The following is a 14,566-nucleotide window of genomic DNA, read 5'->3' on the forward strand; positions in this document are numbered from 1 at the left end:
GACTGTTGACAGTTGGTCGGTCTTCGTAAAAGATTAGTTATACTGTCTGTCCGGGGTATTCGGGAGCAGCCAGATAGCCCGGGGGACGCCGTCAGTATCCGGAAATGACGGGCAGCACATCCTGCGGCGCACCGGCGTAACAGGGGCCGTTGTGTCCGACAGGTGCCGTGTGTCCGATAGGTGCCGAGAGGAACCCGATGACCGATCTGCTGCACGCCCCCGTCGACAAGGCCCGGGAACGCTTGTCGTCGGTGATCCTGCTTCGAGCGCCCAAACGCGTCGATGACCGGCTTCGCGACCTGAGCCGGCGATGGCCGGTCCGGGATCTCGCGACACCGCCGGCAGGCAGCGGGCTCAATCCAATTCCCGGCGACACCGGATTGCCTTTGGTTGGGCACATCCTGGACTACATCCGCTTTGGTTCCGAGTTCGGCCGTGAAGGATACGAACGGCTCGGACCGGTGGCGTGGATTGGGGTGTTCGGCACCAAGATGGTGGTCATCGCAGGACCGGAGGCCACCCAGCTGGCGCTGACCAGTAACGCCAAGGCGCTTTCGCAAGACGGCTGGAGCTTCCTTATTGACGCGTTCTTCCACCGCGGTCTGATGTTGATGAGCTTCGATGAGCACCGGATGCACCGGCGCATCATGCAGGAGGCTTTCACCCGGCCCCGCCTGGCCGGATACGTCAAACAGGTTGCCCCGTGTGTGCGCGCCACCGTGCCGACGTGGCCGGCCGGGCCATCCACTCGCATGTACCGACTGCTCAAAAACCTGACTCTTGACATCGCCACCGAGGTTTTCATGGGTGGCCGCGGCAAGAACGACCGTGACGCGGTCAACCGGGCTTTCATCGCCACCGTCCGGGCCGCCAGCGCGATCGTCCGCGCACCACTGCCCGGCACCCGCTGGCGCGCCGGGCTCCGCGGCCGACGCGTCCTCGCGAATTATTTTGCCCGCCATTTACCTGCGGCCCGTGCCGGGCGCGGCGATGACTTGTTCGCCGCGCTGTGCCAGGCCAGAGCCGAAGACGGCGAGCGATTCACAGACGCCGACGTCATAAATCACATGATCTTTCTGATGATGGCGGCCCACGATACTTCGACGATCACCACCACCGCGGTCGCCTACTATCTGGCCAAACACCCTGAGTGGCAGGATCGCGCGCGGGCCGAATCCGACGCCCTTGGCGATCCGATCCCTGACATCGAGGACCTGGAGGGGCTGACCAACCTTGATCTGATCATCAAGGAGTCGCTGCGACTGGTCGCTCCGGTCCCGCTGGTAATGCGCAAGACCGTCGAGAACACCGCCATTGCGAGCTACTACATTCCGGCCGACACACTCGTGGCCATCACTCCGGCGGTCAACCATTTCGTGTCAGATGTCTGGAGCGATCCCGACCGCTTCGATCCTGCCCGGTTCGACCATCTGCGACGCGAGGACCAGGCGCACCGCTTCGCTTGGATTCCCTTCGGGGGAGGTGCGCACAAATGCATCGGAATGCAGTTCGGCACCCTGGAGGTCAAAGCGATCCTGCATCAGATGCTGCGCACCTATGCATGGAATGTGCCGCCCAACTACACCGTCCGATGGGATAACACATCACTTCCGATCCCTGTTGACGGCCTTCCGATCACCCTAACTCGGCGATGACAGTAGGGCTCATGCGATTCCTGCAGTCCACGGAGTTCCTCGACTGGGAACACGACGCCGTCCAGCGTTTCACCCAATCGGCGGTGCGCGATTCCACCGAACCTGTCGAGAAAGCTCGCCGCATTTTCACCGCGGTGCGTGATTCGATCTGGTACGACCCGTATTCGTTGTCCGACGATCCCCGCCAGTACCGGGCCAGTGTGGTCGCCGCCGCAGAACGCACCTACTGCATCCCCAAGTCGGTACTGCTGACGGCAGCGTGTCGCGCCTCGGGGATTCCGGCGCGACTGGGTTTCGCCGATGTTCGCAACCATCTGCAGACCGACAACCTGCGTGAGCGAATGGGCGACACCAACGTGTTCATCTACCACGGCTACAGCCAGATACTGCTCAACGGGCGTTGGGTCAAGGCCACGCCCGCGTTCAACCGCGAGTTGTGCGCACGGTTCGGCGTAGAACCGATCAACTTCGACGGCGAACGTGACGCTTTGTTGCACACCTACACCGGTGACGGAACCCAGCACATGGAATACCTGCACGACCGCGGAATGTTCGACGACCTGCCCCTCGCGGAGATCCTCGACGCGCTTTGCACCCACTACGGCGACTTCATCGACAGACCGCCAGCAGCCTCCGACGCCTTCACCATCTAACGGACGCAAGGGACCCACGCTATGCAAAGCACTATGCAAGATGTTCCGCTTTCTGTGACGTCGATCGTCAAGCACGCCACCTCTATTCACGCCGACCGACGGGTCATCACACCGACCGAGTGGGGCTATCGGGCGGCGACCTACGGTGAGGTCGGCCGGCGGGTCGGTCAGTTGGCTAATGCACTGCATGACCTTGGCGTCACCGGCGATCAGCGTGTGGCTACCTTCCAGTGGAGCAACCAGGAACACTTGGAGGTCTATTGCGCGGTGCCGTCGATGGGCGCGGTTTTGCACACGCTCAACATTCGTCTCACCCCCGAGCAACTCGGCTATGTCGCCAACCACGCCGACGACCAGGTTGTGATCGTCGACATGTCGCTAGCGCCGCTGCTTGCGCGTTCTTTGCCGGCCATGTCGTCGGTGCACACGGTGATTGCGGTCGGTGAGGGCGATCCCGAGCCGCTACAGGCGGCCGGCAAGACCGTCGTTGCATACGAAGACCTGATCTCGACACATCCCACCGAGTTCGACTGGCCTGAACTCGATGAAACGTCGCCCTCGGCGATGTGCTACACAAGCGGCACCACCGGAAACCCCAAGGGCGTGGTCTACAGCCACCGATCCACCTACCTGCATTCACTGGCCGTCTGCACCGGCAACGGGTTGGGCATCGCTGAAGCCGACCGCATCTTGGCTATCGTGCCGATGTTTCACGCCAATGCGTGGGGGCTTATCTATGCCGCGCTGATGGCGGGGGCCGAACTGGTACTCCCGCACCGGTGGCTACAACCTGGAGCGCTGGTGGCCATCATCGAGGACACCCACCCGACCGTGGCCGGTGCGGTGCCCACAATCTGGAACGACGTCCGGCACTTCCTGGGCTGTGAGCCCGGTCATGACATCTCGTCGCTGCGTCTGGTCGCCTGCGGCGGATCGGCGGTACCGGTGTCACTGATGCGCGGCTTCGAACGCGACCATGGCGTACCGATCGTGCAGGCGTGGGGAATGACCGAAACCTCGCCGCTGGCCACGGTGGCCAGACCGCCGACCGGGCTCGACGAAGACCAACAGTGGGCGCTGCGTGCCACCCAAGGCCGCCCGATATGCGGCGTGGAAATCCGGCTGCGCGACGATCAGGATCGCACTCTGCCGTGCAACGGAGAAGCGGTCGGCGAGATCCAAGCCCGCGGGCCGTGGGTAACTGGCTCCTATTTTCGCGACGACGACGCCGACAAGTTCGACCAGGGGTGGCTGCGCACCGGCGATGTGGGCCACGCCGACGAGCATGGCTTCTTGACGCTGACCGACCGCGCCAAAGACGTCATCAAGTCCGGCGGGGAGTGGATTTCGTCGGTCGAATTGGAGAATTTGCTGATCGCCCATCCCGGGGTACATGAAGCCGCGGTCATCGGTGTGCCCGACGAGAAGTGGCAGGAGCGTCCACTCGCTCTAGTGGTGGTCAAACCCGGCACCGACATCACGCCAGATGAGCTACGTGCCTTCCTAGACGGCAAAGTCGCTACGTGGTGGATCCCGGAGCGCTGGGCCTTTGTCCCCGAAATCCCGCGAACCAGCGTCGGTAAATACGACAAGAAAGTGCTTCGAGCATGGCACACCGCCGGTGAGTACGACGTCATGGAATTCGTTTAGCGACCAAGGCTCGCTAGACCCGGCAATGCAGCCGATAACTAAGGAGGTTACATGACAACCACACGTTACCATTCGCTGGGCGCTGGCGGGCTGAGCTGGGAAAGCCTGCCACTCAGGCTGTTCGCTGGCGGCATCGCCAAACTCTGGGACCCCGCCAACATCGACTTCTCCCGCGACCGCGCCGATTGGGAGGCGCTTTCCGACCGAGAACGCGTGTACATCACCCGGTTGTGCGCGGGCTTCATTGCCGGAGAGGAAGCAGTCACCCAGGACATCCAGCCGTTCATGACCGCAATGCGGGCCGAAGGCCGGCTCGGCGACGAGATGTACTTGACGCAGTTTGCGTTCGAGGAAGCCAAACACACCCAGGCGTTCCGCTTGTGGCTCGATGCCGTCGGGGTGCGCGACGACCTACACAGTTTCCTCGATCAAACTCCGGCATACCGGCAGTTATTCGACGAGGAACTTCACGAATCGCTCAACACGCTCTATGTGGATCCGTCGCCGGCTGCCCAGGTTAGGGCGTCGGTGACGTACAACCACATCATCGAGGGCATGCTGGCGCTGACCGGCTACTACGCTTGGCACAAGATCTGCGTGGAGCGCGGCATTCTTCCCGGCATGCAGCAGGTGATTCGGCACATCGGCGACGACGAGCGACGCCACATGGCATGGGGCACTTTCACCTGCCGGCGCCACGTCGCTGCCGACGACACCAATTGGACGGTGTTTGAAACGCGCATGAACGAGCTCATTCCGCTGGGGCAGCGCCTGATCGACGAGGGGTCTGCACTGTATGGCGACGACATACCGTTCGACCTGTCAATCGACGAGATGAGGGCCTATGCCATCGACAAGGGGATGCGCCGGTTCGGCACGATCAGCAGCGCCCGCGGGCGACCGCCCGAGGAAATCGACCTCGACTACTCGCCACTGCAGCTGGAGGACACCTTCGCCGACGAGGACGCGAGGGTGCTGGCTGGTTCGGCCTGACTTCGAACAGATCGACGCCAGTGCGTAAAACGCGGGATTTTTGCGCTGGAGTCGATTCGGTACTGAGGTACCAGCGCTACTCCACCTTGGTTGCCGCCGCCGGTGCCGCCATCTCGGCGCGCCTCAAAGATCGGCGATGGCGCAATGCGCCAGCGCCAATCATTGACCGCACGACCCGGAGACTCCACACAATGCGTCGACCACTTGAGGACGGCTACTTCACGATGCCCAACGGCGATGAGCAGCCGCGGTTGATCGGTTCCTATAGCCCTGCCGCCGACAAGTACTTCTTCCCCCGCCGCCGCCGCTGTCCATTGACGGGCGGCCCGGTCGAGGATGTCCTGCTGTCAACAACCGGCGAACTGTACGCCTGGACCTACGTCGAGTCGGCGTGGATGGGCAAGTCCCGGTTCGGCTCCACAGGCGACGGGCACGGCGTCGGCCAAGTTGACCTACCGGAGGGCGTGCGCGTGCAGTCGATCCTGCGCGGCGAGATGGGCGACTGGGAGATCGGCATGACCATGCAGCTTGAGGTCTACCCCCTCATGACCGATGCCGATGGCACTGAGCTGTGCTCGTTCCGCTTTTGCCCCGCTGGACGGGAGGCATCTCGGTGATGGCCCGAGACGTCTATGTGATCGGCGTGGGGATGGCCGCGTTCGGCCAGCCGGACGCCAACGCGGCCGACTTGGGCTTTGATGCCGGTGTCAACGCGCTCGTTGACGCCGGCATCGGCTTCGATGAAGTCGGCTACCTCTACAACGGCTACATCGGCGCCGGTCTGCTCACGGGTGTCACCCTTGCGAAGGATCTCGGGCTTACCGGCATCCCGATCACCCACGTCGAGAACGCGTCGGCCACCGGGTCCTGCGCCTTCCACGAGGCGGTCCAGGTGGTGGCCGGGGGGAGCGTCGATATCGCGATGGCGCTGGGGTTCGACGACCTCAATCGCGCCACTCGGGCTATCGGGGGCGACAAGCCCGGCATTGGCCAGGTGATCCTCCCGGCGGCGTTCTTCGCGATGTGGGCGACACGTCGCATGCACGAAGTGGGCACGACGGTCGAGACTTTCGCCGCCATTGCGGCAAAGAATTGGAACCATGCGCGGCTGAATCCCTACGCGCAACGTCGGCCTGACCATGAGGTCACCGTCGAAGAAGTTCTCGCCTCGCGCATGATTTCCTACCCGCACACATCAAAGATGGCCTGCGCCGCTGGCTCTGGAGCTGCGGCCGCGATCGTCGCGAGCCGCGAGGTGGCAGAGCGCGTGGCCGGTTCGCGCCCATTGGTGAAGGTGGTCGCCAGCCAGCAGCAGTCCGAGCAGTTCGTTGACGGCCACATTTTCATGGGCGCGGTCGTCGGTCCGGGCGAGCTCACCGGGGCCACGGCAAAGGCCGCCTACGAAGAGGCCGGTGTCGGGCCGACCGACCTCGACCTCGTCCACGTGCACGACGCATTCCCCATCGAGGAACTGATGTACTACGAGCTGCTCGGAGTGTGCGCGGTCGGGGAGGGGGACAAGCTCGTCGCCGAGGGCGCGACCAGCCTGGGTGGTCGTATCCCATTCTCGACCGACGGCGGATTGATCGGGCGCGGTCATCCCGGTGGGCCGACCGGCCTGGCCCAGGTCTGGGATGTGACGCGGCAGCTGCGGGGCGAGGCGGGGCCGCTGCAGGTCGAAGGCGCTCGAACCGGGCTTGCTCACATGATGGGCGCGGGCTCGGTCTGCGTCATCCACATCCTGCAGGCCACGGCATGACGAGCGGCTCGGCATGGGACTGCCAACTGTCTCCCGACACCATCGATCGGGGATGCGCCGTTCGCTTTTCCCGAGCGCGCTGCATGTCTCGCCTTCACCAACGTTCTAATTGCAGACACTTCGATCGGGAGGACCACGCCATGCTACCGACCGACCAACGGGCCTTCGACTCCACCAACGCGGCGAACAGAGAGCTGGTTGGTGCCGTCGCCGCGATGGATGTCGATTCAGTCCGGGCAGCCGTTGCCGCAGCACGGACCGTCGCGACAGATTTCGCTGGGCTCACGCTCCGCCAGCGAGCGCAACATCTTCGGTCGATCCGCCAGTCGATCGTCGATCGAGGTGAGGATTTAGTGTCGACCATTGCCGCCGAAACCGGAAAGCCAATACCCAATGCGTGGCTTGAGGCGCTCACCGCGTGTGCGCGTCTGACCTATGCCGCGCATGCGGCACGACGCGGACATTCCGCGCCCGACGCGGGCGGTGGCCAGAGGTGCCTTTTGGAACGCGGCCAGAAGTGCATCGCCGTTAAACGAGCTGGTCGCGGCGCCCGTCTACGATCAGTTCGTCGATGAAAGTAGTCCGGGTGACAAACGCGCTTCGACAGAGCCCTGCGCCCGATGATCACGTGGGCAGCATCCCCCGGCCACCGCAGACTGAGGTGATCGAGGCGAGGAGCGCCGATGCCGTCGCGCGAGGCGCCCGCATTCTCGCCGGGGGCGCGCGGCGGAATGACCTCGGTGGGTCCTTCTTCGCTCCGACGGTCGTCGCCGACGTCACCCCGCAGATGGAGCTGGTGCGAGAGGAGACCTTCGGTCCGGTGCTGCCGATCCTGCCGGTGGACGATCCCGCAGAATCCCTCGCCGTCGCCAGCGACGGCGCGCACGGCCTGAACGCAAACGTTTTCAGCCGGGATCGTCGGCCAGCAAGAGACCTCGCGACCCGGCTCGTCGCCGACGGCGTGAACATCGATGCCGCCCTCCTGGACGTGGCGATCCCGTCGCTGCCCTTCGGCGAGAAGTGGTCGAGCGGCATCCCGGCGGCGTGTCGGCGTCCTGCGGCGGTGACGTCATTCAACAACATCAGACAAGAGAGAAATCGCCCTGCGGGGCGAACGGCATGGAAGGGAGAACGCGTGGCTGAGCTTAGCTACGACGACAGGGTCGCCATCGTGACCGGGGCGGGAAACGGTCTCGGCAAGGAGCATGCGATGCTGCTGGCATCGCGCGGCGCCCGCGTGGTCGTCAACGATCTCGGCGGCAACGTCGCCGGCGTCGGTGCGGATGTGAGCGCGGCAGATGCCGTCGCTCAGGAGATCGAAGCCGCCGGGGGGGTCGCGGTCGCCGACGGCCACAGCGTGGCGACCCGAGAAGGTGGGGCGGCTATCGTGCAGACGGCTGTCGACGCCTTCGGGCGGGTCGACATCGTCGTCAACAACGCGGGCATCCTGCGCGACAAGTCCTTCCACAATCTCACGCCGGAGCTACTCGATCCGGTGATCAACGTCCATCTCTACGGCACGATCTGGGTGACCCAGCCGGCGTTCCTCAGGATGCGCGAGCAGGGCTACGGGCGGATCGTCAACACCTCCTCCGCCGCCGGGATTTTCGGCAACTTCGGTCAGACCAACTACGGGGCCGCGAAGATGGGGATCATCGGTTTAACACGGGTGCTCGCCCAGGAAGGCGTCAAGTACAACATCAAGGTGAATGCGATCGCGCCGATGGCCCGAACCCGGATGACCGAGGAACTCCTCGGGCCGGTCGCCGAGAAGCTGGACCCGGCGCTGGTCGCCCCGGTCGTCGCCTATCTCTGCCACGAATCCTGCGATCTCACGTCGAGGATCTTCTCCGTTGGGGGCGGGCGGGTGGCCGAGATCTTCATCGGTGTCACGAAGGGCTTCTCATCACCGACGCTCGATATCAAAGCGGTCCAGGACAACCTCGAGGCCATCTTCGACCGAGACGGATACCAGATTCCGACGCAGGCCAACGACGAGATCGGCCTAGTGCTTCAAACGCTCGGCTGAACACCCACGTACATTGAGGAGGACCAGACCATGGCCGTGATCGACCTGCTACGCCAAGCGGCAGAGGAGCGACCGGACAAGACCGCCGTCATCGCCGAGGACGGCGCGGCCACGTTCCGCAAGCTCGACGCCGCCAGCAGCCGGATCGCCCACCAATTGCACGCGGCTGGGGTGAGCCGAGGTCACAAGGTGGCGATGCTGCTGGCCAACGACCAAGCGATGCATTTCAATGCCGCGTACTTCGGCATCCACAAACTCGGTGCCGTGCCGGTGCCGCTCAATACCCGGTGGGCAGGCCCGGAGAAGCTGTTCGTGCTCGAGCACAGCGACGCCGTGGCGGCGATCACCGGTCCCGCCCACCGGGAGGTTCTGGTTGCGCTCGCCGAAGGAAAATCTGTCGAGATCGACGGCCGTCCCGGTCGCTTTAGACTTGAGCACTTCTTCGTGACCGGCAGCCAGGCACTGGACGCACTTACCCCCCTGGGCGACGTGGTGAGCACGGGCACCACGGACGTGCCGCCCCTCGATCCTCCGCCGAGTGCCGACGACCCGGCGGATCTGCTCTATACATCCGGCACCACAGGGATGCCCAGGGGCGTGCTGGTGCCCGAGGGCAACCTCGCCGACGAGCCCGGCCAGCCGAGCCTCGGGCAGCTTCTCGGCGCGCTGTTCGGCGAGAGCCTGCTTCATGCGGTGCCCCTGTTCGGTTTCACGGGCTGCCACGGCCTGATGCTGCTAAGCGTTCGAGCCGGGGTCACGCAGATCGTGTTGCCGCATTTCGATCCCGAGCAGTTGCTCGCCGCGATCGAGCGCTACCGCGCCACGTCGATCATGGGCGTGCCGACCATGCTGAATTTAGTTATGAAGCACCCCAAGGTGGGTGATCACGACTACAGCTCGCTGCAGCTCGTGTTTTTCGGGGCGGCGCCGATCCAGCCCGACACCGTGCGCAAGATGCGGGAGGTGTGGCCTGAGGTGAAGATGCTGAATGGCTACAGCCTCACTGAGGCCGGTGCCGGCGCGTCCTGCATGCTCGGTCCCGACCCGGACGACATCCTTGCCCGGCCGGGCTCTGTTGGCAGGCCCGTAGGATGCGAGGTTGTTGTCGTTGACGACGACGGAAACCCACTCCCGCCAGGCAAGGTCGGCGAACTCTGCTTTAAGTCGAAGATGACTCGGCGCAGCTATTACAAGGGGGAGCAGCCCACCGCGGATCTTTGGAGAGGTGGGCTGCTGCACACCGGCGACGCGGGTTATGTCTCTGACGATGGCTACGTCTATCTGACTGACCGCAAGAAGGACATGATCCTGCGCGGCGGCTACAACATTTTCGCCATAGAGGTCGAGCGCGTGCTGCTTGAGATGCCCGAGGTGCTCGAGGCCGCAGTCGTCGCGGTGCCGCACCCGGACCTCGGTGAGGATCTCCTAGCGGTGATCGCGCCCAATCCCGGGTTCAGCGGCGGCGAAGGCGAGCTCACCGCGGAGCGGATCAACCAGTTCTGTCGCCAGCACCTCGCCGACTACAAATGCCCGCGCCACGTGGTCGTGGTGGACGAGCTGCCCAAGAACGCCATGGCCAAGGTCATGAAGGCCGAACTCCGACAGCGCTTCCGAGATCACCTGATCGATCGAGGGGCCGAGCGTCGTGGGCAGAACAAATGAATGCTTCTTGAATATCGGCTTGACAGCGCGGCGACGGCCATCCTGAGCAGTGTCCGCCGCACGGCCAGAGAAGAACCGTAAAGCGAGCGGATGGGGACGGCGGAAGATGCCACGGTCGGTGAGACAGTGTCTTACGCGGAATTGATGAGCGTTCGGGTGTGTGGGTTGGTTTGATCCAGGCGACGGTAAGGCCGTCCCTATTTCTTTTCGCGACAACAACTGTTTGAAGAGAAGAGAGGTGCCATGTCATGGATTTTATGCTCAGCCCAGAACAGGAGGAATTGCGCCAGACTATACGGCAGTTCGTTACCGAACTGTCACCGCTGGCCAAGGTTCGCCAGGTGGTAACGACTGCGCCGGGGTATGACATCGACCTTTGGTCTCGCATGGGTCGGGAACTTGGGCTGGCGGGTCTGCTCGTGCCGGAGGAGTACGGCGGGGCGGCAGCAACGATGATCGAGGCTGCTGTCGTTATGGAGGAAGTCGGACGCGGCATCGTGCCGTGCCCGCTGTTCGCGACCGTCGCGCTCGGTGTCGCGCCGATCTTGATCGCGGCCAGCCAGGAGCGCAAGAAAGAACTGCTTCCAGAGATAGCTGCGGGCGCTCGTACAGTCACGACTGCTATCAATGAACCGGGTTGCGTTGACGGCTTCGGTGCTGTAGCCATGCGAGCGGCGACAGATGGCGCCGTCGTCACGCTGTCCGGGACCAAGATTCATGTGATCGACGGCCATAGTGCGGACACCCTGTTGGTGCTCGCTCTGCCGCCCGGTGACTCCGCTGAACCTGAGTTGTACCTCGTTGAGGGTGACGCCGTTGGCCTCACCCGTACACGCGTCGAGACCCTGGACATCACCCGACCGCTGGCCACCCTGACCTTCGATGCTGTCTCTGCGGTTCCCTTGGCGGGCGCGCACGGCGCCGCGCCCGTATGTCGTGTGTTAGATGTCGCGAAGACGTTACTGGCGGCGGAGATGGTTGGTGGCACAGAGGGCGCTATGACCATGTCCGTTGAATACGCCAAGGTGCGTCACCAGTTCAATCGGCCCATCGGCTCCTTCCAGGCGATCAAGCACCGCTGCGCCGAGATGGCAATCGAACTGGACAGCGCTCGTGCAGTCACTCTCTACGCGGCTCATCTGGCAGCGGAGGAGAACGCTGACCACGCCAAGGCGGCCCCTATTGCCGTGGCAACCGCCGCGGCCGGGTTTGACTTCACCGCGTCGTGGAATGTGCAGATTCACGGCGGGATTGGTTTCACCTGGGAGCACGACGCACACCTCTACTACCGGCGGGCGAAAGCCGACCGGGTACTGCTGGGCTCAGTACGCAAGCAATGGCTTGAGGTCGCTGACCGCATCGGGCTCTAAACACCGCCACATACTTCGTCGGCACGAACAGAGAAAGACTCTCAATGACGATGTCAAGCCGTTGCGGGGACCACGAGCTTATGTGGGCTGAATTCGCGGCCGTCGCGGAGCAGGGCCCAGAGCACGTCGACGAATCGGCCGGCGAGCGCTAGGAGGGCCTGGCTATGGATGAGTCGTTCGCCTCGCTTGCGGTCATAGAACTGCCTGGAGGGCCCGTTGGCGCGGAGGCTGGACAGCGCGGCCAGGTAGAACACCCGCCGAAGTCGGCAGTTGTAGCGTTTTGGCCGGTGAAGGCTTCCGCTGACGCGGCCCGAATCCCTTGGTACGGGTACCAATCCGGCATAGGACGCCAGTCGGCCGGGTATGGCGAAGGATGTCAGGTTCCCGCCGGTAGTCACCAAGAATTCCGCGCCGAGGTTGGGTCCGAAGCCGGGCAGCGACTCGCTGATCCGCGCGTAGGAGTGATCGCGGAAACGCTCGGTGATGGTCTTGTCGATTTCTTTGATCTCTCGGTCCAGGTCAAGCAACTTACGGGCCAGCCGCTTGACCAGGGCAGCGGTGCCGTTCTCGCCGGGCAGCGCCAGCTGCTGCTCGTTAGCCACCGCCAAGGCGGTGGCCGCGGTCTTGGTGACGCCAGCAGGCCAGGCCTGGTTCTCGACCAGATGAGCTGTCACACCGTCGACGCCGGCTGCCCGGATCTCAGCCGGCTCGCTGACATTCCCGGCGTCGACGCGGTTCCCGCCGCCGAGTTGATCGCCGAGATCGGCGTCGACATGACCCGGTTCCCGTCGGACGCGCTTTTGGTGTCGTGGGCCAAGTTCTGCCCGCAGACCCATGAGTCGGCCGGCAAGTCCAAAACCAAAGGCCGCGGTAGGGGCAACCCCTGGCTGGCCGGCACGCTGGGCCGCATCGCCTTCGCCAATTCTCGTGCCGACACCTTCCTGGGCGCTCGTTACCGCCAGCTGGCCCGACGCCGCGCCAAGCAGAAAGCCATCGTCGCCACCGGCAACTCGGTGCTCACCGTCGTCTACTACCTGCTTTCCGACCCGGAGGCCACATTTTGTGATCTCGGGCCGGCTACTACGAATCTCGCATGCACAAACACCGCCGCGCCCACGACCTGGCCACCCAACTCCAGGCACTTACCGGCCAGCACATCGCCATCCGCGACGGTAAAGCCGTCATCATGGACGCCGCAGCATGACCCCACACCCACCGCCGCACAACATGACCCGGCTTCACCGGGTGCCTTCGGCCTGCCCACTCACCATCCGATTTTCGGGTCAGGCTGGGCGCCGGCACGCGCGACGCGTCTTCCGTCCCCACATTTACGCACCGGAGGGCAGCAGATGACTTGAACCACACCGTCTTTGCCTGTTCCCGGCGGCCAAGTATGCGGCGGATCCTCGTCGGCCTCAAGGTCGTTCGTCCTCGCTACGCTGCGGGCGCTCCGCTTTGACCCCGACCGTGGTCCACCGCCCTCAAGCGGTCGAGAACGAAGCAATACACGCAAAAAATGACCAATGGATCCACCTTTACGGGATCCTCAACACAGATAAGGGACGACGATTCGATATGGACCTGTCTTATCCCCCGTCAGCTGAGGCGTTCAGGTCACGAGTGCGCGACTTCATCACCGCGAACGTCCCTGCCGACTTCGCTGGAATCGGGGCGTTGGATCAAACCCGGCGGAAGGAGTTCATCCGAGAGTGGCGGAAGGCGCTCGCGGACAACGGCCTACTCGCCGTGTTGTGGCCAAAGCGGTATGGCGGAGCGGGACTGACCCCCCTCGACCAAGTCGTGCTAGCCGAGGAGTTTACTCGCGCCGGGGTACCCGCCGGAACTGAGAACGACATGTTCGGGATTCAACTGCTCGGCAACACGCTTGTCGTCTGCGGCACCCAGGACCAGAAGGATTGGTTCTTGCCGCGAATTCTGTCCGGTGACGATCGGTGGTGCCAGGGGTTTTCCGAACCCGACGCGGGATCGGATCTGGCCAGCTTGCGGACGAGAGCGGTTCTTGATGGCGGCGAATGGGTCATCAACGGGTCCAAGATCTGGACTTCAGCGGGACACTTCGCCAACTGGATCTTCGCACTGTGCCGCACCGACATGGATGCTCCCAAGCACCGGGGGATCTCATTCCTACTCGTGCCGATGGATCAGCCCGGCCTGGAGGTTCGACCCATCAAGAATATGGTGGGCCAGTCGATGTTCAACGAGGTGTTCTTCACCGACGCCCGAACCGCTGCAGACAACGTTGTCGGGGAAGTGAACGCAGGATGGTCGGTGGCCATGACGCTGCTGGGTTTCGAGCGTGGAACAAGTGTCACCACCGACGCGATTCGCTTCCAAGCTGAGATCGACCGGCTCTTCGAGCTGGCGAAAGAACTAGGTAAGACTAACGACCCACATATCCGTGAGCAGCTCGCCTGGTGCTATGGCCGCGTCGAGATTATGCGGTGTCGTGGGTATCAGGCGTTGACGCGCTTCTTACATGGTGAGTATCCAGGTCCCGAGGCCGCGATGACCAAGATCCTCTGGAGCGAGTTCTTCCAACGCGAGACCGAACTGGCGATGGAGATCCTCGAGGCGAACGTGTTGACGCTGTCGGGCACAGGAACGAACGGCGCCTTGGCGACTGCAGATGTCGGAACACCGAATTCGTCGCTCGCGTGGGTTGAGTCGGCATTAGCGGCGCGAGCCGCCACGATTTATGCGGGCAGTTCACAGGTGCAGCGCAATATCATCGGCGAGAAACTGCTCGGCCTGCCCAAGGAACCGCGCATCTAGCT

12 protein-coding genes and 2 pseudogenes are annotated in these 14,566 nt (G+C 63.7%); 13 read left to right on the forward strand and 1 reads right to left on the reverse strand.

Annotated features, from left to right (window positions below; translation table 11 throughout):
- The first annotated feature begins 197 nt into the window (after positions 1-197).
- The 11 genes and pseudogenes from AC5Y49_RS23905 to AC5Y49_RS23955 all read left to right on the forward strand — a co-directional run bounded on the left by AC5Y49_RS23905 (position 198) and on the right by AC5Y49_RS23955 (position 11,771).
- A complete protein-coding gene (locus tag AC5Y49_RS23905) occupies positions 198-1,655 on the forward strand; it encodes a cytochrome P450 (RefSeq protein ID WP_499891869.1) in 1,458 nt (485 codons plus the stop codon).
- Complete coding sequence (locus AC5Y49_RS23910; RefSeq protein ID WP_499891870.1) at positions 1,652-2,308, forward strand: transglutaminase-like domain-containing protein; 657 nt, start codon at positions 1,652-1,654, stop codon at positions 2,306-2,308. Before AC5Y49_RS23905 ends, AC5Y49_RS23910 begins: the two co-directional genes overlap by 4 nt.
- Positions 2,309-2,329: 21 nt before the next feature.
- A complete protein-coding gene (locus AC5Y49_RS23915) occupies positions 2,330-3,958 on the forward strand; it encodes a long-chain fatty acid--CoA ligase (protein ID WP_499891871.1) in 1,629 nt (542 codons plus the stop codon).
- Between the two features lie 51 nt (positions 3,959-4,009).
- The gene (locus AC5Y49_RS23920; protein ID WP_499891872.1) at positions 4,010-4,951 is read left to right on the forward strand and encodes a R2-like ligand-binding oxidase; all 942 of its coding nucleotides are present in this window, start codon (positions 4,010-4,012) and stop codon (positions 4,949-4,951) included.
- Between the two features lie 191 nt (positions 4,952-5,142).
- Complete coding sequence (locus AC5Y49_RS23925; protein WP_499891873.1) at positions 5,143-5,568, forward strand: Zn-ribbon domain-containing OB-fold protein; 426 nt, start codon at positions 5,143-5,145, stop codon at positions 5,566-5,568.
- Complete coding sequence (locus AC5Y49_RS23930) at positions 5,568-6,710, forward strand: thiolase family protein (protein WP_499891878.1); 1,143 nt, start codon at positions 5,568-5,570, stop codon at positions 6,708-6,710. Before AC5Y49_RS23925 ends, AC5Y49_RS23930 begins: the two co-directional genes overlap by 1 nt.
- 140 nt (positions 6,711-6,850) lie before the next feature.
- On the forward strand, positions 6,851-7,285 hold the full coding sequence (locus AC5Y49_RS23935; protein ID WP_499891874.1) for an aldehyde dehydrogenase family protein: 435 nt from the start codon (positions 6,851-6,853) through the stop codon (positions 7,283-7,285).
- Positions 7,282-7,728 (forward strand): annotated as a pseudogene (locus tag AC5Y49_RS23940) (aldehyde dehydrogenase family protein); the annotation flags it as partial. The gene AC5Y49_RS23935 and the pseudogene AC5Y49_RS23940, both read left to right, overlap by 4 nt.
- Before the next feature lie 117 nt (positions 7,729-7,845).
- Entirely contained in the window at positions 7,846-8,739 is an 894-nt protein-coding gene (locus AC5Y49_RS23945; protein WP_499891879.1) for an SDR family oxidoreductase, read from the forward strand.
- A gap of 30 nt (positions 8,740-8,769) precedes the next feature.
- Positions 8,770-10,401 (forward strand): class I adenylate-forming enzyme family protein, encoded by a 1,632-nt coding sequence (locus tag AC5Y49_RS23950; RefSeq protein WP_499891875.1) that lies wholly within the window; start codon positions 8,770-8,772, stop codon positions 10,399-10,401.
- Positions 10,402-10,649: 248 nt separating this feature from the next.
- The gene (locus AC5Y49_RS23955; protein WP_499891876.1) at positions 10,650-11,771 is read left to right on the forward strand and encodes an acyl-CoA dehydrogenase family protein; all 1,122 of its coding nucleotides are present in this window, start codon (positions 10,650-10,652) and stop codon (positions 11,769-11,771) included.
- A gap of 53 nt (positions 11,772-11,824) precedes the next feature.
- Here AC5Y49_RS23955 and AC5Y49_RS23960 read toward each other — a convergent pair.
- Positions 11,825-12,478: pseudogene (locus tag AC5Y49_RS23960) on the reverse strand (transposase); the annotation flags it as partial.
- On the opposite strand from AC5Y49_RS23960, the gene AC5Y49_RS23965 reads away from it, so the two are divergent.
- Positions 12,434-13,129, forward strand: a complete 696-nt coding sequence (locus tag AC5Y49_RS23965) for a transposase (protein WP_499891877.1) — start codon at positions 12,434-12,436, stop codon at positions 13,127-13,129. The pseudogene AC5Y49_RS23960 and the gene AC5Y49_RS23965 overlap by 45 nt on opposite strands.
- 217 nt (positions 13,130-13,346) lie before the next feature.
- The gene (locus AC5Y49_RS23970) at positions 13,347-14,564 is read left to right on the forward strand and encodes an acyl-CoA dehydrogenase family protein (RefSeq protein ID WP_499891880.1); all 1,218 of its coding nucleotides are present in this window, start codon (positions 13,347-13,349) and stop codon (positions 14,562-14,564) included.
- The last annotated feature ends 2 nt before the right edge of the window (positions 14,565-14,566 follow it).

This window comes from Mycobacterium sp. NGS62 (assembly GCF_059812285.1).